Raw genomic sequence first — 25,977 nt, 5'->3', positions numbered from 1 at the left:
TCTCGGAGAAGGTTCAAAGAACATCATCCCGGTTGTCCGCGGCCACGTAGAACAACCGAAGTGCTGTGCATAAAAGTCACCCACTTCGCAGGTCGATCCCAGTCGGCGATCGGCATATACGGCGATCGGGGTGACGAAATCCTCACGGAGTCCTCTTCGCGCGGTCCGACCGACGACTATCTCGCTTCGTTGACTTTCGATTGGGAGATGGCCGCGGCACCGGCAGCCGAAGCGGGCATCCGCGTTGTCTATCCACGCACCGGTCTCGTTCTGTCGCGGCGTGCTCAGTTGATGGAGCGGCTCGTGCCGTTGTTCAAAATTGGACTCGGCGGACCTATCGGCGATGAACGGCAGTGGTGGAGCTGGATCACCCTCTCCGACGTCATTCGCGCCTTTGACCATTTGATCGGATCCGATCTCGAAGGACCCGTCAACCTCGTTGGTACTTCTCCCGTGCGTCAGAAGCAGTTCGCGGAGCACCTGGTCCGTGCAGTTCACCGACCCGCCGTTCTCCCGGTACCGAAACTCGCGATGCGGCTCGCGCTTGGCGCCGAGAAGGCCGAGGCCATCGGCCTTTCCAGCACCAGGGTCTTGCCCGAACGCCTGGTGGATGACGGATTCGAGTTCTCCGATGCGGACCTCGAAACGGCGCTGAGCCGAATGCTGAAACAGGGGATGACCGCCTCCGTCCCACATCTGAGATTCGATTTGCTCGTTGACGACCCGGCAGTGCAGACACCATTCGCCGGACCGTTCGCTTGGTCGGGTTCTGAGTCGGCCGAGAGACTCATTCATCCGAACCGGTGGCGGGCTCCGTAGACAAGTTGAAGAGTCTCATGGAGGAGTTATGCACTTCCCGACTGTTGCCGGATCGAATCTCGAACGCAGGTCTGTCACCCTTCCGGGGGGCCTAGTGGTCTGTCTGCTATTTGATGACCGGGGTAGGCAGTGCCACGAACCCTGCCACAGCGGGGATCGTCCGGCAGGAGACCAAGTCACCAAATCCGCGACGGACCACTAGAAGGCGAGAAGAACCTCGTCATACTGGCTTTCCGGCGAGACCATCAGACGTTGGTCGATACCTGGATGCCTTTGGCAAGACGGCTTCAGGCCCGTCACTCCAATCTGGTTGCCTACGAGTTGCCGGTCATCGAATCCAGGGGCCGGCTTTCGCAGTGGTTCATCGACAGCGGAATGCGCTCCGGAATTCCCGACCGGACCATCCGTGAACACACGATCACGCTCTACATCGACAAGATCGAGTTCCTTGCGTCACTTGGTATCGAAGACGATTCGACGATTCATACGTTGCTCATCGATCGAGCGGGCGGCATCCTCTGGCGATCCAGTGGACCTCTCGACCCGGCCAAGGAAGAGGCTTTGTCCGATTTCCTCGAGCCCTGTCCTACTACCGCCTGATTTCACAACACCTCCCGGCGACTGCCCGGTCGCCCGACCCCGAAAGGAGTCATCCCATGAGAAACAATCTCAGTCTCGGCCGCCTGGCCGGTGTCAGAATCGAAATCAACTGGAGCGTGCTGGTGATCGCCTTCCTCATCACGCTCTCCGCTTCAGGAGGCTTCTTGCCTGCCGCAGTTCCCGGCCGGAGTGATGCCGTCTATCTGGTGGGAGGGGTGATCGCGGCCGCTGCTCTGCTCGGCAGCGTATTGCTCCACGAGCTCGGCCATGCCGTCGTGGCTCGCCGTCACGGAGTCGAAGTCGAACGCATCAGCCTGTGGGCTTTCGGCGGAGTCGCCCAGCTCGAGGGCGAGGCTGAAACCCCCCGTGCCGAAGCAGAGATCGCCGGGGTTGGTCCGGGCATCAGTGTGCTGCTCGGCGCCGGCCTCTACGGCATCGCCACCGTGCTGACCGGACTTCCCGCGGCCATCGTTGGATGGGCAGGTCTCATCAATATCGTATTGGCGGTCTTCAACTTGACTCCCGGCGCGCCCCTCGACGGGGGTCGTCTCCTGCACGCCTGGCTGTGGAAGCGCCATGGGGATAGGGGACGGGCAACGCAAACCGCCGGCAAGGTGGGTCGCACCTTCGGGTCCGCGCTAATCGCACTGGGCCTGGTCCAACTCGTATTCGGCGGATTCGGCGGGTTGTGGACAGCGTTGATCGGCTGGTTCCTGAGAAACGCGGCGACGGCCGAAATCCAGTTCGCGTCGCTGAACAAGGACCTGGGAGCCGTCACCGCACGTGACATCATGACGGCGGCCGAACCGGTAGAAGGAGATTGGCTCTCCGTAGGTGCGTTCATCGACAGATATGCGACCTGGCAGATCCGCCCGTTCTATCTGGTCGGCGACCCGGACGGATCGGTCGGCGGGGTGGTGACGGTCGATGCCCTGGCTGCAGTGGAGGCCGGTGATCGTTGGACGACGTCTGTGCGCTCGGTTGCCCGACTGGTGGACGAGTACCCGGCAGTTCAGGCTGACGAGCCGGCGGCGGGACTGCTGCACAAGATAGGGACTGCGCCGCTTGTCGTGGTCTGGGAAGGGTCAACTCCGGTTGGCACGATAACTCAGGCTCAGTTCGCCACGGTGGCCGAAACCGCCCGGATGCTGGCTAGGTTACGCGACGTGCGGCCTCAGGCCGCCTGAACTGAAGCTGCGGTCACGATTCCGAATATTGAGAGATGATCACGGCCAACGACTATCCCCTCACCACTTCCAGTCCCGTGCGGCGGGCCGTCATGCTGCAGCGGTGGGACGATGCCACGTTCCTGCACCAGCCAGCCGAATCGTCGTGCGCCCCGGTGCACTACGCATCCGGAGTACCTGTGCGCATCGGGCTACCACGCAGAATCAAGTCCTGAACCCTGCCCGATGGACACGCGATCCATCGTCGGGGCCGACTCCAGCGAGCCGGGTTCCGGGCGTGGTCGGTGCATAACGCCGGCGCGTCGCGTATCTTGTGGAACACTCGAGGGGAGAAATTGCGTGACTGAGGGGATGATGAGGGCCTGACCATGCATTGCCCCACTTGCGGACACGAGAACCCGGCCCGTCAGAAGTTCTGCGGCAATTGTGGCAACAGCCTGGCGGCAGCTTGCTCGAACTGTGGCGCCGAGAACCCGCCCGGCAATCGGTTCTGCGGTGAATGCGGCACGGTGCTGGCAGGTGGTTCACCGGCTCCGGCCGCGACCCCCTCCGCCGGGCCCGATACCAATCTCGAGCGCCGGATCGTCTCGGTCCTCTTCGTCGACCTGGTCAATTACACAACGTTCTCCGAGGGCCGGGACGCCGAGGACGTCCGTTCATTCCTTTCCGACTACTTCGACCGGAGCAGAGAGATCATCGAACGTTTCGGCGGGGTGGTCGAGAAGTTCATCGGTGATGCCGTCATGGCCGCCTGGGGCGCCGTCGCCACCAACGAGGATGATGCCGAACGGGCCGTTCGTGCCGGCATGGAGCTGGTCGACATGGTGGCCAAGCTCGGAGCCGACGCCGGCGTTCCCGAAATGGCGGCCAGGGCGGGGGTGCTGACCGGCGAAGCTTCGGTGCGGTCGGACACGAATTCCGAAGGCATGGTGATTGGCGACCTCGTCAACACAGCCGCCCGGCTGCAAGGATCGGCCGAGCCCGGCACGGTGTACGTAGGGGAGACCACGTACCGGGCAGCAGGCGACTCGATTCAGTTCGCAGACATCGGTTCGCTCGACATGAAGGGCAAAGAGCTGCCGGTTCCCGCCTGGAAAGCTTTGCGGATCGTCGCCCAAGTCGGTGGTGCACTCCGAAACGACGGCCTGGAGCCGCCATTTACAGGCCGCGATCCCGAGTTGCGCATGCTCAAAGACCAGCTCCATGCCGCCGAGCGCGAGCAGCGGGCCCGCCTCATCTCGGTGATCGGCCAGGCGGGGATCGGCAAGAGCCGCCTCGTTTGGGAGTTCCAGAAGTACATCGACGGTCTCATCCACGATATCTACTGGCACCAGGGTCGTTCGCCCGCCTACGGGGACAACCTCGCCTTCTGGGCCGTGGGTGAGATGGTCCGGCACCGCGCCCGCATCGCAGAATCTGACGATCCCGCCACATCGCGCACCCGACTCCGGGAGATGGTCGACGCCTACATCCCCGACCCGGATGAGCAGCGGTGGGTCGAGCCCCACATTGAAGCCTTGCTAGGCCTGCGCGATGGCAACGTCGGTGAAGGCAGCGAGCAGGCAGCCGCCTACCGGCTCCTATTCGAACGGATTGCCGCCAAGGGAACGACGGTTCTCGTATTCGAGGATCTCCACTGGGCCGACCCGGCTCTGCTGGACTTCGTTGAAGAGATGACCGATTGGTCTCGAGACCATCCCATCTTCGTGATCACGTTGGCGCGAGCAGATCTGCTCGATCGACGGCCGACCTGGGGCGCCGGCAAGCGGGGTTTCATTTCCCTCAATCTCAGCCCACTCAGCGATGATGATATGGGGGCGCTCGTCTCCGGGCTCGTTCCCGGCATCCCAGAGGAGACACTCGTCGGGGTGGTCGAACGGTCGGGCGGCGTTCCCATGTACGCAGTTGAATTCGTCCGCATGCTGCTCGGACAAGGCGTCATCTCCCAGCAAAGCGACGGTACGTTCGAGATCACCAGCGATCTCACCGACCTCGCTGTGCCCGAGTCTGTGAGTGCGGTGATCGGAGCTCGCCTCGATCGACTAGCCGAAGCTCATCGGTTCCTGCTGCAGGACGCAGCCGTAATGGGTCATTCATTCAGTCTGGAAGGCCTGGCGTTCCTAACCGATCAGACCAAAGAGGACCTCGAGTCCGGACTCGAACCTCTGGTCCGACACGAGTTGCTGGAAATTGTCCGCGACCCCCGTTCACCTGAGCGCGGTCAGTATCGGTTCGTGCAGGGCCTCATCCGGGAGGTTGCCCACGCCCGCATTTCACGAGAAGTCCGTCGTGCACGTCACCTCAAGGTCGCCGACTTCTTCGCCTCTCTGGAGGATGATGAGCTGGCAGGGCTGGTGGCGTTCCATCTCGTTGAGACCCTCCGGGCTACTCCCGACTCGAAAGATGCTGAGAGACTTGGTGATCGAGCGAAGGCTGCCCTACTCGACGCAATCGACAGAGCTGATGATCTCAACGCCTGGGACCAGTGCCTCGGCCTGGCGAAGCAGGCGGAAGAGTTCTTCACCGGACCTGGCGATCTACTGCCGTTCCTCGAGCGAGCCGCAGCTGCAGCCGAGCATCTCGCTCGGTACGAGGAGTGCGAGGCCTATGCGCGGCGCTCCATCGAAGCCGCCCAGGAACTCGGCGACCAAAGCACGGAGGCGCGAGCAATGAGCCTGCTCGGTACGGCCTACAACGTGAGTAACCGTTCCAAACGCGCGGTTGAAGTCCTGGCGCCCTACCTGGCCGACCACCCGGACCCTGAAGGCGACGAGGGACTGACCAGGGCCTACATGGCCCTGGCGCGGGGACAGATGCTGGCCGGCGAAGGCGACGCGGCGGCGACGGCTCTGGTGGCCATGCGGGCTGCCGACCTGCTCGATCTCGACGAGGTTGCCGCACAATCGATGATCACGAGGGGAACTGCCCTCTCGAACCAAGGGCGACCGCGCGAGTCCATGGCGCTGCTCCGCGAGGCACTCAAGATCGCCGAGGTAAACGGTCTCGTCGGCACGAAACTCCGCGCACTCGCCAACATCGGATATGGATCACCGGACCCGCAAGAGAGCATCGCAGCCACTGAGGCCGGCTACCAGGAAGCGCGGCGTCTCGGAGACAAGTCCCACCTCCAATTCTTCGCGGGAAACTGGGCGTCCTACCGGATCTACATGGGCGACTTCAACGCACCGGCGACCATCACCGAAGACCCCGTCTTCGCGGATGCCCCCGCCGACTGGTGGTCACACCACTACGTGTATCGGTCATCGGCCTCGGCCAACCAAGGCGACGTTGCTCTCGCGAAAGAAGAGTTGGCCAAGGCGAGGGAACTGATCGGCGACCTGGACGATCCGCAGCTTCTCCAGGCCATCCAGAGGGCATCGATGACAATCGCCTGGGCAGAAGGCCGGTTCCGCGACGGTCTCGACGAGGCACTCGAGTTGTCGCGTGGGTTCCCCTACGCGCACGGCATCATCATCTACTACGCCCGCAACTGCGCGCTGACTTCCGGTGACCCGGAGCTGATCGCCGAGTATCGGGATAGGTTGTCTGAACTGCCTGCCGACACCTGGGTGCGAGCATTCCGAGAGGAGTTCGACGCTCTCGATCGCCTGGAAGCGGGTGAACTAGAGCCTTTGCGAGAACAAGGGCGCCGTTGGTCCGAACACTGGAGCTCGCCGCCGAACGCAGTTGTCCTGCTCGTTGCAGGTGCCCTGCTCCTACCCGCAGATCATCCTGAGCGTCGGGCACTCATCGAAGAGGCACGCCGCATGAGCGACGAGATCGGCATGACGACCGTGCCGATCGACGTAGCGCTCGAACGGCTCGCTCATGCCTGACCAGGATGGGAATCCCGACATCGCACCGAACCGTTGGTACGCTGCGGTCAGGAGGGACTACTAGTGGAATTTCGCCGCATACACAGCCTGCCGCCGTACGTCTTCGCCAAGGTTGACGGCCTCAAACGTGAGGCACGACGGGCGGGTGAGGACATCATTGACCTCGGATTCGGCAATCCCGATATTCCGACGAACCCGGTGGTGGTCCAGAAACTGATCGAAGCCGCCCAGAATCCTCGCAACCACCGCTATTCGCAGTCGAGGGGCATACCGAATCTCCGCAAAGCCGTTGCAGACCGCTACCAGCGACGGTTCGGCATCGAACTCGATCCCGAGACGGAAGTCATCAACACGATCGGCGCCAAAGAGGGCCTATCGCACCTCATGTGGGCGCTCGTGCAGCCGGGTGATGTTGCACTCGTACCGGAGCCGAGCTACCCGATCCACATCTACGCCCCGCTTCTGGCCGGGGCCGAGGTCCGTAAAGTGCCGGTCTCCGCCGATGAGGATTTCTTCGATCGGATGGAGGCGACCTTTCACGACTCCTGGCCGCGGCCGCGGGTGATCCTCGTCTCGTTCCCTCATAACCCCACCACCATGTGCGTCGACGAGGACTTTTTCGTCAGACTCGTCGCCTTTGCCAAGGAATACGGCGTATTCGTCGTCAACGATTTCGCATACGCCGATGTGGCTTTCGACGGCTATTCGCCACCGAGTCTGCTTCAGGTCCCGGGCGGCAAGGACGTCGGCGTCGAACTCTACACAATGACCAAAGGTCATTCGATGGCAGGGTGGCGGGTCGGTTTCGTCGTTGGGAACGCCGAGATGGTGGCGGCTCTGGCGAAGCTCAAGTCCTACCTCGACTACGGCACGTTCCAGCCCATCCAGATCGCCTCGATCATTGCCCTCAATGAAGGTGACGGTTTTGTCTCCGAGGTGAACGCGATCTACAAGCGCAGGCGCGACGTCCTCATCGATGGACTCAATCGCGCCGGATGGAAAGCCGAAGCACCGAAGGGAACCATGTTCGTTTGGGCCCCGATTCCCGACCCCTACCGTGAGCTGGGCTCGGTCGACTTTGCAATCGACCTTCTGCAACGTGCCAAGGTGGCGGTCAGCCCCGGCGTTGGGTTCGGAGCATCGGGGGAGGGGTACGTCCGGTTCGCCCTCGTCGAAAACGAACACCGGATCGCTCAGGCAGTTCGCGGGCTCCGGAAAGCGCTCGACCGTCTCTGAGCAGGTGGATCTACCGGGGGCCGTCTTTCGCTGGATCAGCGATCAGGCGGGCGATTTGACCGGCCCCGTATTCGCCCTCCCGGGTGCCACCACTGCCGACGTGCTGGCGCAGGAAACAAGCGACTCGCAACTAGTGGTCTGTCTGCTATTTGATGACCGGGGTAGGCAGTGCCACGAACCCTGCCACAGCGGGGATCGTCCGGCAGGAGACCAAGTCACCAAATCCGCGACGGACCACTAGCAACCCGCGACTATTGACCTGCGACTAGTGACCCACCAGCGGCAAATACACCCTTTCTGCATACTCGGACACCATTCGCGCAGTGGAGAAGTCGTTGATCACGGAGATGATCGATTCCTTCATCATCGCCACCCAGGCGTGGGGGACGCCCTTGTCGTCACGGTCGAAGAACGTGGGTATCACCTGATCCTGGAGGGTGTGATAGAGCGCCACGGCGTCTTCGCCGTCCTGGGCGGCGTGGTCGCCGTTTCCGTGCTCGCTTCCGAAGACCCAGCCGTTCGAGCCGTTGTGGCCTTCGATCCACCAGCCGTCCGGCGTTGACACGTTGATGGCACCGTTGAGGGCGGCCTTCATGCCGGACGTGCCGCTCGCCTCCTCCGGCGGGCGCGGGTTGTTCAACCACACGTCGACACCCTGAACGAGGAACTGGGCCATCCGGAGGCTGTAGTCCTCGAGGACATAGAGGTGGCCTTTGAACTCGGGAGTGTTGGCCAGCTCGTGAACTTCCTGTAGAAGTCCGCTTCCCCATTGGTCCGCAGGATGTGCCTTGCCGGCAAACACGATCTGCACCGGGCGGTCCGGATTGGTCAGGATGGCCTGGAGCCACGGCTTGTTGTGGAACATGAGGGTGGACCGTTTGTAACCGGCGAAGCGGCGGGCAAAGCCGATCGTGAGTCGATCGCTGGGAAACATGGTCTCGATCGAGCGCAGTTCGTTCGGTGACGCTCCATGCCGGGCGAACTGCCCGCGAATCCGACCGCGGGCAAAACGGGTCAACAGCCGCTTCTGGCTGAGGTGGGCTGCCCAGAGTTCTGCGTCGTCGATCTTGCGAATAGCGTCGAACGCCCCCGGGTCGTCGACCAGCTTGTGCCGCCAGTTGACGCTGATATGGCGAGTGAGGAGCCGGTCGAGGTCCCGGCTGATCCAGCCCGGGGTATGCACGCCGTTGGTAACGCCGATGGCAGGGGTACGCAACAGGTGGCCCCAGCCGTCGTTGACGATGCCCGCGTGGCGCTGGCTGACGCCGTTCACCGTCGAGGCCATCTTGATGGCCATGGCACCGAGGTCGAAACGTCCATCCTCTCCTTCCTGAGAGGCACCGAGCCTGGCCAGATAGCCGAGGTCGCAACCGACCAGGCCCGGCCAGTAGCCGAAATACCGCTCGACGAGCGAGAAATCGAAGACTTCGTTCCCGGCCGGCACCGGAGTGTGCAGCGTGAAAGCCGTGTTCGAGCGCACGAGTTCCTCGGCTTCCGCGAGGCTGTGACCTTCCGCAACCGTGTCCTTTAGCCGCTCGAGAATCGACATGGCCGCATGGCCCTCATTGACGTGCCAGGCCGACGGTTCGATCCCGAGCGAGGCCAGCGCCTTGACCGACCCGATGCCGAGGACCATCTCCTGGCAGAAGCGCATCTCCCGACCACGCACGTAGAGGGTGTGGGTGATCGGCCGGTCCGCCGGGTCGTTCTCGGGGATGTCGGTATCGAGCAGCAGGATCGGTACCACCCCGACCTGGAGCAGCCAGACGACCGCCTGGACTTGGCGGCCGGGGAAATCGACTGCGACCTTGAGCTGGCCGCCGGTCGGCCCTGCGACCTGGCGAACCGGCAGCTGGCGGACGTCGAGGTGAGGATGCATGTGCTGCTGATCTCCGGTGGCATCGATTTCCTGACGGAAGTACCCGCGGCGATAGAGCAAACCCGTGCCGACGAACGGAAGACCCAGATCTGATGCCGCCTTCGTGTGATCGCCGGCCAGGACGCCGAGCCCGCCGGAATAGATCGGAAGCGATTGGTGGATACCGTATTCGGCGCACAGATAGGCGATCGGCCCCGACGGCAGCGCCTTCTCATGCTCCCTGGTCCACCAGGTGTCCTGGTCGTTCATGTACTCCTCGAAGCGGCGCGTTGCCTCGGTGTACAGGTCGTGGAAGGTCTCAGATTCGTCGAGCGCCGCCCAGATATCGGGGTCCAGGGCACGCAGCAAATCGATCGGATTGTGGTATTCCGTCCACAAACCCGGATGGACGGTTCGCCAGAGATCCTGACCAACCGGATCCCATGTCCACCAGAGGTTGAAGGCGAGCTCGTAGAGCAGTGAATAGCGCTCGGGGATGCGTAGTTCGTCGGACGTCAGAATAGGGATTTTGATCATGAAAAACTCACGGGTAGGGAAAAGGAAGTGTGCGCAGGTTAGCGTCGCCCCGCTGCTGCCGGGATTAGGGAGCAGCTACGAGGACCTCCGCCTTGATCCGGTTGAGGCCGACACCCAGGTACTGGGCGGCGGCCTTCGACAGGTCGAACGAGCGGCCCTCGATGAACGGCCCCCGATCGTTGACCATGACGACGGCCTGCTTGTCGCCGAAGGTGACCAGGAGCAACGTCCCGTGTGCGAGCGTCTTGTGGGCGACGGTGAAGTCGCGTTCATCGAAGATGGCTCCGCTCGAGGCCCGCCGTCCGTGGAAACCCGGCCCGTACCACGAGGCAACTCCGGAGAGGACTCGGCCGGTGGATTCGAGGCCCGGCGGGATGCCGACTGTCGGTCCGAGTGGCAACGACGCGCGTAGCGCTCCCTGCTCGGCCGTGACCTCGGCCAGAACGCCGGTGGCGCCGGTGGCCTGGAGGACGTCCTCAACTAGTCCCAAGCGATATTCGCGCCACTCCGTCGTAAGACGATCAACACGCACGTCGAGCCGTGCCAGCTCCGATTCGAGCTCAGCGAGGTGTCCGGCCGCCAGAAGAAACGCTCTCTCCCGCTCGGCATAATCGGCTTCGGCCAGCTCGACCGCGTCGAAGGCGGTGTACTTGAGCTCATCCATGACGGGGAGCAGTTCCTCGATGTCGCCCAATGAATCGGTTTCGGAGTCATTGAGAGCTTCGAGGTAGTGGGTGGCGATGCCGGCCTCAGTCGGATCGTCGAAGAACATCACGACGGTCAATGCCGCCGTCCCGCCGCGAATGTACAACTGCTCGATGCCATCATCGAACCTGGAGCGAGCGGCGCGCAGATCGCCTTCCACCTCCTCGAGCTGGTCGAGTGCAACGATCTGTTCGGCGAGCACGGCGTCGAGCTCCTCGCGACTCAACTCGAAGCCAGCGCTGTGTACCTCGAAATCGGCGCGGGCGCTCTCTACCAAAGCTTCGAGCGCCGGGCGCTCGAGACGCAGTTCGGCTAGGTCAAGCGCTCGATCGACCGCGGTCGATCCGAGGGCGGCCGGGCCGAGGGCAGCAATGAGAAGGCTGAAAGCAATGAGGAGATGACGCCGCACGCCGCCATTGTGGACCGTTCGCGGCCCGACCCCAAGGATCTACGCTGTGAGGGAACCAGATGAAGGAGCGTTCACGTGGCATTTCCCGATGGCATTGCCGACTTCCGTTCGGACACCGTGACACGTCCGACCGCCGCGATGCGGCAAGCGATGGCGGCGGCCGACGTCGGTGATGATGTGTACGGCGAGGATCCAACCGGCAACGCGTTGGAGGAGGAGGCTGCCGCACTCGTCGGCAAGGACGCCGCCGTATTCGTGCCTTCCGGGTCGATGGGGAACCTGCTCGGCCTGGTGACCCAGGCCCGTCCCGGCGATGAGGTGCTCTGCGTCGAGACCGCCCACGTACGCAACTACGAAATGGGGGCGGCGGCCGCCATCGGCGGCCTTCAATTCCGAACGGTGGCAAACGGCTCGGGAGAAATCAAGCCCTCTGATGTCGCGGCCGCCATCGAACAGAGCGGCTACCACTTTCCCCGGATCGCGATGCTGGCCTGGGAGAACACCCACAACTGGTCGGGCGGAACGGTGGTTCCGTTCGACCTGATGAGAGAAACCTCTGCCGTGGCACGGGCTGCCGGGTTGCGGATACATCTCGATGGGGCGCGTCTCTGGAATGCGGTGGCGGCGACCGGGATCGGTGCTCATGAGTATGCGGCCCAGGCCGACACCGTTCAGTTCTGTTTCAGCAAGGGGCTTGGGGCGCCGATCGGCTCCATCCTGTGCGGTCCAGCCGATGTGATCCTCGAAGCCCGCTTCCTCCGGAAGCGCCTGGGTGGAGGGATGAGACAGGTGGGCGTGATCGCGGCCGCGGCAGCCCTGGCTCTCGAATCGCGCGGCCGGCTTGGTGATGATCATCTCCTGGCGCAGCAGCTGGGGGAGGGGGTCGGCGCCCGTTTCCCGGAAGCGGTTTCGCCGGAGCAGGTTCAAACCAACATGGTGGTGGTCCACGGCGAGGGCCTGCCGGTCGGGGCCGGAGAGCTCCAGACGCGCCTGGCAGAGGCCGGGGTGTTGGTCGGTTCGATCTCAAAGAACTCGCTCCGCTTCGTGACGCACCGGGACGTGGATTCGCGAGACGTAGGGCGGGTGCTGGACGTGTTGGGGAGCCTCTAGGGCTGAAGAAACTACCCATCGGCGCCGTCCGTAACGTTCCCGGCACGCCTACAGTCGAAAACCGCAATGTCGTACGCGGTTCTTTTCCCCGGGCAGGGCAGTCAGTTCGTCGGCATGGGTGCCGATCTGTTCGATGCTCGACCCGATCTCCTTATCGACCAGGCCGATGAAACTCTCGGCTGGAGTCTCCGCGACATGTGCCTCGACGGACCCGAGGAGGAACTGACCCGGACCGAGCGCGCCCAGCCTGCCCTTTTTGCGATTGCCTTCGCTCTGTGGGACGAGTTGGCCCGCCGGCTCAGAACCCGGCCCGCCGCCGCCGCCGGGCATTCACTGGGCGAATATACGGCCCTTGCTGCAGCCGGAGCCTTCGACTTCGCCACCGCCCTGCGGATCGTCGCCTTGCGCGGAACGGCGATGGCGTCGGCGGCCGATGCTGAACCTTCCTCCATGGCGGCCCTCATCGGGGCAACAGCCGAGCTGGCCGGGGAAGTGGCTTCCTCGAGGCGGCAAGCAGGGGGGCGGCTGTGGGTAGCCAATCTCAACGCACCGGGCCAGGTGGTGGTTGCCGGCGGCGCCGCCGATATCGAATGGCTTCAGAATGAAGGCCGGACACTCGGACTGCGTCGGGTGGTGCCCCTCAAGGTGGCCGGGGCGTTTCACTCGCCGTTCATGGCCTCAGCCCAGGCTGAACTTGCCGCCGGACTTGCGACCGTGGTGCCGGAACGGCCGGAGTTCCCCGTCTGGTCGAACGTCGATGCTGCTCCCGTGGCGGTCGCTGAAATTCCCGAGCTACTCGCCCGTCAAGTAGTTGCTCCTGTACGGTTCTCGGATACGCTCGACGGGATCGCCGAACAGGGGATCCGGACGTTCGTACACGTTGGACCCGGTGATGTGACCGCCGGCATGGCCCGGCGCACGGTTCCCGGCGCCGACGTCCTGGTTGTGAACGATCTGATCAGCATCGAAGAAGCGATCGGGAAACTCGAGGGGGACGAGGAGGAAGGCCCATGACAAACGCCACAATTACCGGATGGGGCAAGGCGCTACCCCCATCAGTGCTTTCCAATGAAGACCTCGAATCCTTCATGGATACTTCCGATGAGTGGATCACTTCACGCACCGGGATCAAGGAACGTCGAATCAGCCACGTGGAGACCTCTGACATGGCGACCATCGCCGCTCACCGTGCGCTGGCGGCGGCAGGACTCGAGCCGGACGATGTCGACCTCATCATCGTGGCGACCTGCAGCCCCGATACGCTCATTCCCAGCGCGGCTGCGTACGTGCAGGCGAAGCTCGGCGCAAAGAACGCAGGAGCCGTCGATCTCAACGCCGCCTGCTCCGGCTTCATCTACTCGCTCGTCTTCGGAGCCAACATGATCCGCGGAGGAACACATAAGCGGGTTCTAGTGATTGGGGCCGAGAAGCTCCACTACTACATGGATTTCACAGACAGGACCACTTCGGTGCTCTTCGGTGATGGTGCCGGTGCGGTAGTGCTCGAGCCCACCGATGGTGACGAAGGGCTGCTGTCGAGTGAGCTCGGTATGGATGGAGAAGCCTCCGAGTCCCTCTGCATACCCGGCTACGGAACCAGAGGCGATCGGGTGGCCGACGTGCCTTCCGAGGTCGGCGTTCGCATGGATGGGCCGGAAGTCTTCAGGCGGGCAGTCACGATGATGGGAGGCGCCTCAGTTCGGGTTGTTGAGAAAGCGGGAATCGCCTTCGAAGCCGTCGACATTCTCATCCCGCATCAGGCAAACCAGCGGATCATCGATGCCACTGCTCGCAAACTCAAGCTCCCACCGGAGCGGGTTTTCATGAACATCGGCGACTACGGCAACACCTCGGCAGCGACGATTCCGATTGCGCTGACCGAAGCACTCGAGCAGGGCAGGATTCGTCCAGGAGCGAATATCGTCTTTGCCGCATTCGGGGGCGGCTTGAGCTGGGCGGCTGCTGTGCTGCGGTGGGGAGCGCGCACCGAACCTCTCGGCACCAGTGACGTTGACTTCCCGCCGGCCGATCGGACCACACTGGAGCTACTGCAGGCGAACTTCGATTTCTTCGGATTGGAGCCGAAGTGAACAGGGTCGCGCTCGTTACCGGAGGGTCGCGGGGTATCGGCCGGGCCATCGCGCTCGGACTGGCCGCCGACGGCTGCCGGGTGGTGGTCAATTACTCGACCAGCGGAGAATCGGCGGAGGCGGTGGCAGAGGAGATCCGATCCGGAGGGGGAGAGGCGATCGCGGTTCAGGCAGATGTCTCGAACACAGAAGCCGTTGCCGACCTCTTCGAGAAGATCGGTGCAGCGATGGGCCCCGTCGAGGTTCTCGTCAACAACGCCGGGGTCACCCGCGACGGTCTGCTGGCCAGGATGGGATCCGACGACTGGGATCGGGTCATGGAGGTCAACCTCCGGTCTGTGTTCCTGTGCACGAAGGCCGCGATGCGTGGGATGCTCAAGAATCGATGGGGCCGGATCATTTCCATCGGGTCGGTCTCCGGATTGGCGGGAAACCCAGGCCAGGCCAACTACGCAGCGAGCAAGGCTGCCATCATCGGTTTCACCAAATCCGTCGCCAAAGAGGTGGGCGGACGTGGCATTACCGCCAACGTTGTCGCTCCCGGGTTCATCGAGTCCGACATGACGGCGTCACTCGGAGAGGCCGCTCTTGAAGCCGCCGTATCGGCGACCTCAGTCGGTAGGCTCGGGCGACCCGAAGACGTGGCAGCCGCGGTCGGGTACCTGGCCGGAGAACAAGCGGGGTTCATAACAGGACAAGTCATCGTCGTCGACGGTGGCCTGACGATCTAGAGGAGGAACCATGGAGAGAGCAGAGATCGAGGCGAAGTTCACGCAACTACTCGTGAGCGAGCTGGGACTGGACGAGGCAAAAATCAACCCGGACGCCAGATTCGAAGAAGACCTCGAGGTCGATTCGCTAGGAGTCGTTGAGCTGCTCATGGCGCTGGAGGACGAGTTCGACGTCACGATTCCCGATGAAGAGGCAGAGAACCTCGCCACCGTGCGCCAGGCTGTTGAACTCGTGGTGGCCAAGCTGGCCGGCTGAGGGGGGATCGTGAAACGGCACGATCGCAGGGTCGTTGTGACGGGGCTGGGTACGGTCAATCCGCTCGGCCTCGATGTGGATTCGTCGTGGGCAGCCGCCCGCGCCGGAGTCTCGGGAGTGGATCGGATCACTGCCTTCGACGCCTCAGACACGGCCACCAAGATCGCGGCTGAGGTAGGAAACTTCGACCCGCTCGAGTACCTCGAGCACAAGGAAGCGCGTCGGCTCGATCGTTACACGCAATTCTTCGTGGCGGCGACGTCGCAGGCTCTCGACGACGCCGGCCTCGACTACCGGGGAGACGACCGGGCCGCCGCCGGGGTTGGGGCCATCGTGGGTGCCGGACTCGGAGGGATGCACTCGTTTATCGAGGGGCTCGATACGTTGCGTGAACGGGGAGCGGCGAGGGTCAATCCGCTCACGATCACGAAGCTGATCCCCAACATGGCGGCGGGGTACGCCTCGATCGCCTTCAACCTCCAGGGGCCGACGAACTGCACCGTCACCGCCTGTGCGGCCTCGGCCAATGCGATCGGAGATGCAGCCGAGATGATCCGCAGGGGCATCGTCGATGTGATGGTGGCCGGCGGTTCTGAGGCTGTGATTGTCGAGTTTGCAGTGGCCGCCTTCAACTCCTCTAAGGCTCTGTCGACTCGAAACGACGAACCGGCCCGGGCCAGCCGACCATTCGACGCAGGACGGGATGGTTTCGTGATGGGAGAGGGAGCGGCAACCCTCATCCTCGAGGAACGTGAGCATGCCATCGCCCGCCGAGCCACGATCTACGCCGAGGTGACCGGTTACGGGATGTCGTCGGATGCCTACCACGTGACGCTGCCTCGACCCGGCGGCGCCGGACAAGCCAGGGCCATGGAGATGGCGCTCAAAGATGCCGGACTGCAGGGATCGGATATCGACTACATCAACGCGCACGGCACGTCGACGGCCGCCAACGATCGCACCGAAACGAGCGCCATCAAGATCGCCCTCGGCGAGGAGGCGGCCGCCGGCGTCGCCGTCTCATCGACCAAATCCATGACCGGCCACCTGTTGGGAGGCGCCGGCGCCCTCGAAGCAATGGTGAGCGTCCTGGCGATCCGCGACGGTATCGCCCCGCCAACGATCAACCAGGATGACCCGGACCCCGAATGCGATCTGGACTATGTGCCGAACGTTGAACGACCAATGACGATTCGCCACGCGATGAGCAACTCATTCGGCTTCGGAGGTCACAACGTGGCGCTCATCTTCTCGGCTCCCGGAGACTGACCCCACAAACGGACTTTCTCCGCAATGCAATGGTGCGTGGTGGTCCACAGTATTGCGCAGAACATCTGAACGATTTTCTCCGCAATGCAATGGTGCGTGGTGGTCCACAGTATTGCGGAGAAAACTCACTCGGTGGGCGGGACCTCGCAACCGACTTCGGGTGCCGGCAGTCCTTGTTCTTGGGCGGTCTTCCACTCGTCGAACGATCGGATGGCCAGTACCGCAACAACGGCCACACCGACGGCTGCGACCAGTCCGGCCACGGCTGCGAAGGCGACGGCGGCGCTGGGGCCGCTGCCGCTCAACTTGGCGATGAAGTAGCCGAGCCAGGCGGCAATGATCAATCCGACCGTTGCGGGTCCAAACACCCATGGATTGGGATACCGACGCATCTACTCGCCACCCTCTTCTTCGCTTGATTCCGATGCCGGATCCGGCAGCCGCATCCCATGTTCGTCTACTCCGGCTGCGGCCAGGACCTCCGGCGGCGTCAGTTCTGGTGGAATCGGGATCGAGCGCGCCAGACGGATCTGGTCGGAAACATCGATCGCCAGAGCCGCCTCGCCACTCCAGGCCAGCCAGAACTCGCCTGCTACGGCGGCGCTCAGAAGCACCATCGACCAGGGGTCGAGCGACCACATCATCGCCATCGCCGCGATGGGAACTGCGACTCGCGCCGCCCAGAGTCCGGCAACATACGCCTTTCCGTACGCCCAGGCGACTACGGGGGTCCCGCCGATCACCAACCAGGCGGCGACCGACACAGGCGAGCCGGAGGCAAACGCAGCCACTCCGGGGAACAGAAGGAGCAGGAGGGGGAGCGCAACGGCCTTGGGCGGCGGACCGGCGACGCTGCGCTCCGGTAGGTACCCGTCGAGTGAGGGGCCGGTAACGGCAACGACCGCCAGACCGGTCAGCGCCAGAGCAACGATCCAGTTGTTCGAGATCTGCATGGTCAATGCCATGGCTCCCATGAAACAGATGATGACCAGGGCATACCGGCGTGCCCACCTGGCCCTGGCTACGACGATGCCGACGATGGCCGTCACCGTCACCAACAACAGATCGATGGCTGCTACCGCCGCCGCGCTACTCCCGATCGTCGGCTCCCCGAAGGCGAGCGTCAATGTCCAGGCTGCTGCGGCGGCCAGCAATGCGACAGGTGCGAAGGTCGGGGGTCGATCCACCAGTCCATTATGACGCGTACTCGTTGATTGCCATGCCTACCATCGACGCCCATGGCGACCCACTGGCCCGGTGAGTTCACGTTCTGCCCGATGTGCGCCTCCCGGCTCACCGTTCGCAGCCTCGGGGGGCGCGACCGCCGCGTCTGTCCCGATTGCGGATTCGTCCACTGGCGCAACCCCGGCGTCGGCGCCGCGGTCCTGGTTCGAGACGGAGCGGGACGGGTACTCCTTATCCGGCGAGCACCCGGCTCAACGCGGTCCGGGTTCTGGGCGATCCCTGCGGGATATGTCGACTACGGCGAAGACGTCCGCCAGGCGGCGCGCCGCGAGATGGAGGAGGAAACCGGGCTCGTAGTCGACGTCGGTGAACCGGTCTTCGTGGCATCGAACTTCCACGATCCGGCCAAGCTGACCGTCGGCATTTGGTTTGCCGGAACGATCACCGGCGGTCGACTCCAGGCAGGCGATGATGCCGATGAGGTTGGCTACTTCGCCATGGACGATCTTCCGCCGCTGGCGTTCGAAACCGACCAGGCGCTTCTCTCCGCGCTCGGCGGCCGCACTTAGCGACCTACGCTCGATCAGGAGTCGGCGGCCAGGAGGAGGCTGCCTCGGGCTCCCATGCGCTGAGTTCGCTCCACGGAGTTCCCGGCCGGAGAGAAACGACCGATGCATGGCCGGGCTTGGCGTCTTGCTGCCTGCGAAGATCCGCCCCGGTTAGGCGAAGGCGGCCGGCCTGGATCGGGTCCTGATGGGCGACCACGACGACATCGCCCTCTCGGTGGCGTTCTGCGAGGCGACGAGCCGCCTCAGCCACTCGTTCGGCCAGGTCCGCCAGAGTCTCTGGTGTGAAGTCCAGATCCCAGGGATGATCGAGGTATGCCTCGAGTTCGCCCGGCAGCCTGGTCGGGAGGTCGTCCCATCGGATGCCGGACCACCGTGAGGACAGGTGCCACTCGGTCAACTGCTCGTCGACACGAACCGGGAGTTGGTGGCGGGCCGCGATGTACTGGGCAGTTTCGATCGCTCGCTCGAGCGGTGAGGACCATACGGCCACGATCGGGCGGGACGATAGGTAGCGGGCTGCCTGCTTTGCTTGCAGTCTGCCGAGGTCGCTCAGACCAAACCCCGGCAAATCCGCGTAGACCAGATGCTTCGGGTTGTCGACTTCGCCGTGGCGTGCCAGGTGGACCAATGATGCCATGGCGACGAGTGTAAATGCCCGAGGATTGGAGATGGCTCGTCATGGCGTACCGTCCTCTCTATCGTCACCGTGTGGCCTCCGACGACGGTTTCCAAGAGCCGATCATTCACCTCGACATAGACGCCTTTTTCGTCGAGGTGGAGCGCCTGCGTGATCCGTCTCTGCGGGGTGTGCCGGTCGTCGTGGGCGGAACCGGCCCGCGAGGCGTCGTTGCCTCAGCTTCATACGAGGCGCGCGCCTTCTCCGTGCGGTCGGCAATGCCCGTCGCCAGAGCCAAGCGAATCTGCCGGGGGCTCATCATCGTCCCTCCAGATCATGCCGAGTATCGAAAGCAGAGCGAACTCGTCTTCGAGATCATTCACCGCTTCACCCCGCAAGTCGAAGGTATCTCGATTGACGAAGCCTTTCTCGATGTTTCCGGACTGCGACGCCACTTCGACGACGCCGCGTCCGTCGCCGGGAAGATTCGCCGGGTTATCCGCAACGAGCTGGATCTTCCATCTTCGGCCGGTATCGCGGTGAACAAACTGCTCGCCAAGCTGGCGTCTCAGGACGCAAAGCCCGACGGCGTGCGGCTGGTGCCCGCCGATGCGATTGATGAGTTCCTTCACCCGCTGCCGGTGAGGCGCCTGTGGGGAGTTGGGGAAGCCACGTATGCCCAGCTCGAGCGTCTCGGTGTGAAGACGATCGGTGATCTGGCAGGAATCCCGGTCGGCACGCTCGAACGCAGAATCGGTGCAACCCTCGGCCGGCACCTTTACCAACTCGCCCGTGGAATCGATGATCGACCGGTTGCCGGCGGAGGCGAAGCGAAGTCGATTTCGGTGGAGGAGACTTACGACACGGACATCGAAGGTCTGGATTTGATCGGGGCCGAGTTACTGAGACAGGCTGAGCGGGTTGCAGAGCGGTTGCGGCGTGCCGGACTTGCCGGGCGAACCGTGACCTTGAAGGTTCGCTTCTCGGATTTCTCGACGATCACCCGCAGCCGCACGCTCCCGTGGCCGACGAATGTCGGGCGGGACATCTACCGGATGGCGGGCCAACTCCTGGAACGATCGGAAATTGGAGAGCGTCCCGTCCGGCTGATCGGCATCGGCCTTTCCATGCTCGAGGAGGGTGGTGCGCCGCATCAGCTCGCCACAGACCGGCCGGGGGAATGGGACGACCTGGCCGGGGCCGTCTCCGAGGTTCGCGATCGATTCGGGGCGGAGGCGCTGAAGCCCGCCAGATTGACCCGCCCGGATCACGACGAAGGGTGAGACTCTTAGGTACGCTCCAACGTATAATGATCACACGACGGGTGTGAACCCAACGGAAGCCATATGCCATTAGACGATCGAGAGCAGCAGATACTGGCGGAGATAGAACGCCAGTTTTACGAGGAAGATCCGGACCTCGCCCACGCGGTCCGGAACATCTCGGGTCGCGGCTTGAACCGCTGGTCGTCCCGACTGGCCATTGCCGGAGTTGTTCTGGGTGTTGTCGTCTTGCTGGCCACCTTTCGTTACAACACGTTCATTGCTCTGTTCGGATTCCTGCTGATCGTGATTTCGACTACAGCCGTGCTGCGTGGTTATCGGCGCCGTGACCTCGATCCCGGCGGCGTGGAGGACGGGCCCGGGCGATGGAACTCATGGACTGCGAAATTCCGGAACAACGGACGGTTCCGACCTCGGTCCTGAGTCGCTAGAGTGACGCCCCCGGCGCACCGGGAGCGTGGGCCGTCGAGGAAGCGCATCTGCGTCGGTTTGAGGATTGAATCGCGGCGGCATCGTCCGCCAACGGGCTTTCGGGGAGTGAGGATTGAACGAGGGATATACGGCGCAGCAGGCCTCGAAACTGACAGGCTGCACGCCCCATCAACTGCGCTACTGGGACCGCGTCAATCTGGTGCGGCCCTCAATCCAGGCGACCGGCGGCCGGCCGGGTGTGCGACGGCTCTACTCGTTCCGCGACCTGGTCGCGTTGCGCGTCGTGCGGAGTCTGCTCGACAACGGGATGTCGGTGCAACGGGTCCGGCGTGCGTGGGACTACCTGCGGCGCAATGCGGATATGGAAACCCATCTGGCCGAGGTCAAGCTCGTCACGGACGGCACGTCGATCTTCAAGATCACCTCGGATGACGGTGAACTGCTCGACGCGTTGCGCGATGGACAGATGGCCTTCTTCGTGGCAATCGACCTGATCACGCGGGAGGTCGAAGAGGATGTCAGCCGTTTCGAACTCGACCGGGACCACTTCCTCGAGATCCTTCGCCTGGTCGAAGAGGACGTAGCCTCAGAGGCGTCCGGGCAATAGCCGGACCAATCGAAGACACCAGGATGTCCTGAAAGCTCCGACCCTGGATGCTCAGCGTTTGTTGCGCAGCGATTGCAGCGTGAACCACGACCGGGTCAACTGCCATCGCGAATGCCGGTGGCGCAGCACCGACTCAGTCGACTCGAATGACGCCGTGCCAATTTCGATCTGCCGTCTCCGCAGCTTGCGCGGGGGTCCGTACACCGTCTCGCCGTAGACCGCCGCCAGAGCTGTGAGTGATGGCTCCGTAGTGGCGGCGATCTCGGCGGGGGTCTTCCACTCGGATACGTCGTACCGGAGATCGGTCAACCGGTCGACGATCTCATCCCAGGCCGCCGAGATGTCGCCGGTGCGAAGTCTGCGAAGCCGCAGCTTCCTCCTGATCCATTTGGCAGCGGGAATCAGGCTGAGCACGAATGCGGCGACGGCCAGGATGACCTGCGGCCAGGGGACACCTGCCGCAAGGGCAGCGTCGCCCGAGCCGACGAACGGAGCGTTCTGCGAGAGGATGTCATCAGGGTTCTCGAGGAGTTCATCACGGCCGGGCCCGAACGGGATTGGATTGCCGAACTCATCGAGGACGACGTCCTCCGTGAATGCCTCGGGCTCAGGTACGTAGAGAGCCGGGTCGAACTGGACCAGGCTCTCTACCGTCGACGGATTGTCTCCTGCCCCGCGCGGCGTTGGATCGAACCGAACCCAACCCTGCCCTTCCATCCACAACTCAACCCACGAGTGCGCATTGCGCTGGCGGACCACGATCAGGCCGTCCTCCTGCACATCGCCCGGTGTGAAACCAATAACGACCCGGCTGGGAATATCGAGGACGCGGGCCAGCACTCCCATCGACGTTGCGAACTGCTCGCAGTATCCCGTGCGGTAGCTGGGACTCTCTGGATCGGTCAACCAGTCGGCGAGATTCTCAGCAGAATGACCCGGTTCGATGTCGACGGAGTAGGTGAAGCCACCCGGACCGGTGTTGCGGAGGAACTGCTCTAGGAATAGGGCCTTCTCGAAGTCCCCCGTTGCGTCGAGAGTCTCGTCGCGGGCCAGTGCCAGCAACCGGACGTCGAGGTCGGTCGGGAGTTCCAGGAAGTCTTCGAGGTCTTCGGGTTCAGGTTGGACCGACAGCGTCGAAGCTTGTCCGGAGAAAGCCCCCGCATAGCGTGCCGTGTCGAAGATGGGGGAGAGCCGTCCGTCCGTGGTCGCCAGCACGTCGAGGTCGGGTTGCGGTACTTCTGAGCGGACGCGATAGGTGAGTCCCTCGAAGGTCAACGCGTCGAAGCGAATCGAGGCGTCGTTGCGAACACGGAGGCTTTGTGTGACGATCGCAGTTTCGGACGTGAGCCCACTCGGGGCGTACATGGCGGGCAGGTAGTTCATCTTCAGCGAGCGAATCTGGATCACCTGGTCGACGGTGACGGTCGGTCCGCGGAACGCATAGCCATCGCCCTCCCATGTTTCGCCGCTATCGGGTGACCGGCTTCCACGATTGGTCAGATACCAGTTCTCACCGTCGAAGGCGTCGAGGGTCACGAGCCGCCAGTACCGATCGCGCCGGTCCACACCTGAATCGGAGACCCGGGCGACGAAGACCGGCTCGTCCGAAAGGGAGAGCAATGAGTCCTGGACGATTCCCGTGTAGAGGTTGTAAGAAACCCCTCCGTAGATGCCATCGCCCAGGCCCGATCGACTCCGCCACTCCAGTACCCCACTCTCGGGCACCCGATCGGCCGCGGCGCCGGTCCCGAAGAGCGTGACGGCTCCGAGCGCCACGAGCAACCCGACGGGAACGGCCCAGGCGCTCTGTGGAACGGTCAGGCCGTCTGCGCCCCGCAACCGGCCTGCTCCCTTCAACCGATCCTCGCCCGCCACACCGGCGATCGTGAGGGCGATGAGCACCAGGAAGGCGAGTGTCCAGGGGAGGCTCGAAGGAGCCCGGTCGATCGTGGAGAGCTGCAGGTAGAACATGAGCGGCGGAATCGCCCCGATCCAGGGGTGCCCGGACGTGAGCCCCCACACGGCCAGCATGCCGAATGCCCAGAACACGAGTGCCAGGATCACGATCAAGCCCACAACGGGGACCACGGGAGCGTTGCCGAAGCGCAGGAGCTGGAGCGCGAACGAGAACTCCTCAGTCAGCTCGCTGATCGTTGCGCTCGTCGGGATGATGCCGAAGGTGAGGGTGTCGGGGGCTCCGATGCGGAGGACCGAGAGCAGCATGCCGCCTGCGTTCAGGCCGATCGTTCCGAGCCGTCCAATCCGGTATGAACGGGCCACCCAGGTGATCACGGCACCGAGGATCACTGCTGCGATCAGGATGATCTGCCATGAAGCTGCTGATTCGGTCGGCCGGAGGAGGCGTTGCAGCCTCAGCAAGCAGAGGACTACGGCGCCTGCGATCCCTAGCGCGCTGAGACGGTAGACCATGTATTCCTCGTAGCCTCGAGCCAGGCAGTCGACCATGATCCGTCGGCCGGAACGGAGATGGTGACTACACCAGCGCGCTGGAAATCGATCAGGCTGGCGGATGGTTCAGAACTGACGGATAGCAGAATCGTGGCCGGGTAATCTCTGGCCAGCATCTGTTGTGCCGTGTAGAAGTCGGCGTCCGGCCGTCCTCCCACAAAGATCAAGACCCCACCATCACCTGTCTGCCGGAGGGCGCCGAGCACCGTGCGGATATCAAGACCGCGCTGAAGCTTGACGGCGGCCAGCGCTTCCATCGCCCTGGGGAACGGATCCGGGTCCCGGCTCGAGGCCTGGGTTGTCCCCGTCCACAGATCGGTGTCGAACCCGGAAGCGAAAAGATGTCGAACCACCGATGCCGCGCCGCGAACCGCCTTTTCGAAGTCTGCAGGACTCTCGTAGCACTCCTCTCGTGCGTCGAGCACAACCAGCGCCCGCGACTGCCATGGTGTCTCGAGTTGGCGAATCATGAGCTCGTCGCGCTTGGCGGAACTCGGCCAGTGAACCCGCCGGAGGTCGTCGCCGGTGCGGTATTCCCGCAGGGTGAAGAAATCCTCGCCACCGCGATGGGAGAACTCGGGTCGGACCGCGTGCATGGATGGGTCGCGGCCCCGTACGACTGGGAAATCATCGAGCGGCTCTATGGTCGGGTAGACGACGAGCCGGTCGGCCTCGCCGGTCTCAATCGTCCGCTGTGCGAATCGGAGGGGATCGCTGAGGGTGATCCGGGTAGGCCCGACCTGATAGATCCCTCTGGGCCGGCAGAGGATCTGGTACGTGCCGGTGGCGGTCGATCCGGGTTTGATGCGGGCCGCCGCAAAGCGGGCAGATCCGAGTTCCAGAACCTCATCTTCGATGGTCGGGTTGAAGATCGACCAGCGTCCGGTATTCGTCACTGCTGTGCGCACGAGTGCCTGATCACCCTCACGGACCAGCGTCGGGCGCAGGTGCCGGATGACCCGTACCGATGGTTCACTCATCCGCGTGAACAGCCAGGCGGCCACCGCTGCGCTGGTCAGGAACAGGCCGGTGGCGAGGAGTTCGATCTCACCGAGCGCGATCCACAAGACGACGAGTGCCAGGCTCGCTCCAAGCGCGGCCCAGCCTCGATCCGTCAACATCAGCTGCTGGTCCGGGTTCCCGGGACCGGGAGCTTTTGGAGAACCGTCGTCAGCACTTCTCGGATCGACGTCCCGCGCATTTGGGCCTCCGGCCGCAGAGCCATCCGGTGGGCGAGGACGGGTTCGACCACGGCCTTGACATCGTCTGGACTGACGAAGTCCCGCCCCTCACTGGCCGCTTTGGCTCGAGTGACGCGTTGAAGGAATAACGCGGAGCGGGGGGAGGCTCCGAGGAGCACTTCGTCGTGGTGTCTCGTCGCCTCGACCACATCGATGATGTACCCCTTGACGGCGGGCGCCACGTGTACCTGCCGCGCCACGCCGATCATCTTGGTGATGTCGGCGGCGCTGAGCACCGGTGTGATGGACTCGAACATCGAGATTATGCCGTGGGCATCGAGCATTTCCAGGCCCTTTTCCCGGCTCGGATACCCGATCGTGAGGCGCATCATGAATCGATCGAGTTGAGCTTCAGGAAGCGGGTAGGTCCCCTCGTGCTCGAGCGGATTCTGTGTTGCGACCACCATGAATGGTGGGGGGAGGTGCCGGGTGGTGCCGTCGACCGTCACCTGTCGCTCCTCCATCGCCTCGAGGAGTGCAGCCTGGGTCTTCGGGCTGGCCCGGTTGATTTCGTCACCGACGACGATGTTGGCGAAGATTGCGCCGGGCTTGAACTCGAACTCGCTCGAGCCGCGGTTCCACACCGATACCCCGGTGATGTCGGAGGGGAGGAGATCGGGCGTGAATTGAATCCGCTGGAACTCGCTCTCAATCGATCGGGCTAGGGATTTGGCCAGCAGGGTCTTGCCGACTCCCGGCACATCCTCGATCAGGGTGTGCCCCTCGGCGATCAGACAGGTGACCACCAGGTCGATCACCGGTCGTTTGCCCTGGATGACCCGCTCGATGTTGCTACCGATCTCGGCGAACTGATGCGCGAACCAGGCGACCTGCTCCCGTTCCACTGTCTCAATCGTCGTCACGGGTTGACCTCTCCTCCAGCTTGTGGCAACACAGGTTATCAAAGCCTGGAAAACAGGGGAGATGCGCCG

Annotated in this window: 23 protein-coding genes; 15 read left to right on the top strand and 8 right to left on the bottom strand. The window is 63.5% G+C overall.

The annotated features are described in order from the left end of the window. The first annotated feature begins 60 nt into the window (after positions 1-60). From P1T08_00435 to P1T08_00415, 5 genes are all read left to right on the top strand, one after another. The gene (locus P1T08_00435) at positions 61-819 is read left to right on the top strand and encodes a DUF1731 domain-containing protein (GenBank protein MDF1594548.1); all 759 of its coding nucleotides are present in this window, start codon (positions 61-63) and stop codon (positions 817-819) included. A gap of 252 nt (positions 820-1,071) precedes the next feature. Next, positions 1,072-1,419 carry a hypothetical protein gene (locus P1T08_00430; protein ID MDF1594547.1) on the top strand — a complete coding sequence of 116 codons (348 nt, stop codon included), beginning with the start codon at positions 1,072-1,074 and terminating at the stop codon, positions 1,417-1,419. Positions 1,420-1,475: 56 nt separating this feature from the next. After that, complete coding sequence (locus P1T08_00425) at positions 1,476-2,606, top strand: site-2 protease family protein (GenBank protein MDF1594546.1); 1,131 nt, start codon at positions 1,476-1,478, stop codon at positions 2,604-2,606. A gap of 368 nt (positions 2,607-2,974) precedes the next feature. Continuing rightward, a complete protein-coding gene (locus tag P1T08_00420) occupies positions 2,975-6,442 on the top strand; it encodes an adenylate/guanylate cyclase domain-containing protein (protein MDF1594545.1) in 3,468 nt (1,155 codons plus the stop codon). A 63-nt stretch (positions 6,443-6,505) separates the two neighbouring features. After that, on the top strand, positions 6,506-7,678 hold the full coding sequence (locus tag P1T08_00415; GenBank protein ID MDF1594544.1) for an aminotransferase class I/II-fold pyridoxal phosphate-dependent enzyme: 1,173 nt from the start codon (positions 6,506-6,508) through the stop codon (positions 7,676-7,678). A gap of 265 nt (positions 7,679-7,943) precedes the next feature. Here P1T08_00415 and glgP read toward each other — a convergent pair whose 3' ends face one another. Then, entirely contained in the window at positions 7,944-10,073 is a 2,130-nt protein-coding gene (gene glgP, locus P1T08_00410; protein MDF1594543.1) for an alpha-glucan family phosphorylase, read from the bottom strand. A 64-nt stretch (positions 10,074-10,137) separates the two neighbouring features. Then, positions 10,138-11,187, bottom strand: coding sequence for a septal ring lytic transglycosylase RlpA family protein (locus tag P1T08_00405; protein MDF1594542.1), 1,050 nt, complete (start codon positions 11,185-11,187; stop codon positions 10,138-10,140). Between the two features lie 75 nt (positions 11,188-11,262). On the opposite strand from P1T08_00405, the gene P1T08_00400 reads away from it, so the two are divergent. The 6 genes from P1T08_00400 to fabF all read left to right on the top strand — a co-directional run bounded on the left by P1T08_00400 (position 11,263) and on the right by fabF (position 16,643). Further along, positions 11,263-12,297 carry a GntG family PLP-dependent aldolase gene (locus tag P1T08_00400; protein MDF1594541.1) on the top strand — a complete coding sequence of 345 codons (1,035 nt, stop codon included), beginning with the start codon at positions 11,263-11,265 and terminating at the stop codon, positions 12,295-12,297. Positions 12,298-12,363: 66 nt separating this feature from the next. Continuing rightward, positions 12,364-13,311: an ACP S-malonyltransferase gene (gene fabD, locus P1T08_00395; protein ID MDF1594540.1), complete on the top strand. Its 948-nt coding sequence runs from the start codon at positions 12,364-12,366 to the stop codon at positions 13,309-13,311. Continuing rightward, positions 13,308-14,387 carry a ketoacyl-ACP synthase III gene (locus P1T08_00390; protein ID MDF1594539.1) on the top strand — a complete coding sequence of 360 codons (1,080 nt, stop codon included), beginning with the start codon at positions 13,308-13,310 and terminating at the stop codon, positions 14,385-14,387. Before fabD ends, P1T08_00390 begins: the two co-directional genes overlap by 4 nt. Further along, positions 14,384-15,118: a 3-oxoacyl-[acyl-carrier-protein] reductase gene (gene fabG / locus P1T08_00385; protein ID MDF1594538.1), complete on the top strand. Its 735-nt coding sequence runs from the start codon at positions 14,384-14,386 to the stop codon at positions 15,116-15,118. Before P1T08_00390 ends, fabG begins: the two co-directional genes overlap by 4 nt. A 10-nt stretch (positions 15,119-15,128) precedes the next feature. Continuing rightward, entirely contained in the window at positions 15,129-15,374 is a 246-nt protein-coding gene (acpP, locus tag P1T08_00380) for an acyl carrier protein (GenBank protein MDF1594537.1), read from the top strand. A 9-nt stretch (positions 15,375-15,383) separates the two neighbouring features. Further along, complete coding sequence (gene fabF / locus P1T08_00375; GenBank protein MDF1594536.1) at positions 15,384-16,643, top strand: beta-ketoacyl-ACP synthase II; 1,260 nt, start codon at positions 15,384-15,386, stop codon at positions 16,641-16,643. 125 nt (positions 16,644-16,768) lie between these two features. Here the strand turns inward: fabF and P1T08_00370 are convergent, their stop codons facing one another. Both P1T08_00370 and P1T08_00365 read right to left on the bottom strand, forming a co-directional pair. Next, positions 16,769-17,035, bottom strand: coding sequence for a hypothetical protein (locus tag P1T08_00370; protein MDF1594535.1), 267 nt, complete (start codon positions 17,033-17,035; stop codon positions 16,769-16,771). Beyond that, positions 17,036-17,830 (bottom strand): hypothetical protein, encoded by a 795-nt coding sequence (locus tag P1T08_00365; GenBank protein MDF1594534.1) that lies wholly within the window; start codon positions 17,828-17,830, stop codon positions 17,036-17,038. A 51-nt stretch (positions 17,831-17,881) separates the two neighbouring features. Between P1T08_00365 and P1T08_00360 the strand changes: the two genes are divergently transcribed. Then, positions 17,882-18,397, top strand: coding sequence for an NUDIX hydrolase (locus tag P1T08_00360; GenBank protein MDF1594533.1), 516 nt, complete (start codon positions 17,882-17,884; stop codon positions 18,395-18,397). Positions 18,398-18,401: 4 nt separating this feature from the next. Here the strand turns inward: P1T08_00360 and P1T08_00355 are convergent, their stop codons facing one another. Further along, the gene (locus P1T08_00355) at positions 18,402-19,034 is read right to left on the bottom strand and encodes a histidine phosphatase family protein (GenBank protein ID MDF1594532.1); all 633 of its coding nucleotides are present in this window, start codon (positions 19,032-19,034) and stop codon (positions 18,402-18,404) included. Positions 19,035-19,105: 71 nt separating this feature from the next. Between P1T08_00355 and P1T08_00350 the strand changes: the two genes are divergently transcribed. The 3 genes from P1T08_00350 (at position 19,106) to P1T08_00340 (ending at position 21,335) form a co-directional block, all read left to right on the top strand. Next, a complete protein-coding gene (locus tag P1T08_00350) occupies positions 19,106-20,296 on the top strand; it encodes a DNA polymerase IV (GenBank protein MDF1594531.1) in 1,191 nt (396 codons plus the stop codon). A 63-nt stretch (positions 20,297-20,359) separates the two neighbouring features. Beyond that, positions 20,360-20,719 (top strand): DUF3040 domain-containing protein, encoded by a 360-nt coding sequence (locus tag P1T08_00345; GenBank protein MDF1594530.1) that lies wholly within the window; start codon positions 20,360-20,362, stop codon positions 20,717-20,719. Positions 20,720-20,840: 121 nt separating this feature from the next. Next, on the top strand, positions 20,841-21,335 hold the full coding sequence (locus P1T08_00340) for a MerR family transcriptional regulator (GenBank protein ID MDF1594529.1): 495 nt from the start codon (positions 20,841-20,843) through the stop codon (positions 21,333-21,335). Positions 21,336-21,386: 51 nt separating this feature from the next. On the opposite strand, the gene P1T08_00335 is transcribed toward P1T08_00340, so the two are convergent. The 3 genes from P1T08_00335 to P1T08_00325 are packed head-to-tail and all read right to left on the bottom strand — an operon-like array spanning position 21,387 to position 25,890. Beyond that, on the bottom strand, positions 21,387-23,765 hold the full coding sequence (locus P1T08_00335) for a DUF3488 and transglutaminase-like domain-containing protein (GenBank protein MDF1594528.1): 2,379 nt from the start codon (positions 23,763-23,765) through the stop codon (positions 21,387-21,389). Next, positions 23,741-24,925, bottom strand: a complete 1,185-nt coding sequence (locus P1T08_00330; protein ID MDF1594527.1) for a DUF58 domain-containing protein — start codon at positions 24,923-24,925, stop codon at positions 23,741-23,743. The genes P1T08_00335 and P1T08_00330 overlap by 25 nt, the downstream gene beginning before the upstream one ends. Further along, positions 24,925-25,890, bottom strand: a complete 966-nt coding sequence (locus P1T08_00325; protein ID MDF1594526.1) for a MoxR family ATPase — start codon at positions 25,888-25,890, stop codon at positions 24,925-24,927. The genes P1T08_00330 and P1T08_00325 overlap by 1 nt, the downstream gene beginning before the upstream one ends. Between the last annotated feature and the right edge of the window lie 87 nt (positions 25,891-25,977).

Source organism: Acidimicrobiia bacterium, assembly GCA_029210695.1.
Classification (GTDB): Bacteria; Actinomycetota; Acidimicrobiia; order Spongiisociales; family JAHEDJ01; genus JAHEDJ01.
The sequence above is the reverse complement of the archived record's forward strand: the minus strand, read 5'-3'. Positions and strand labels throughout refer to the sequence as shown.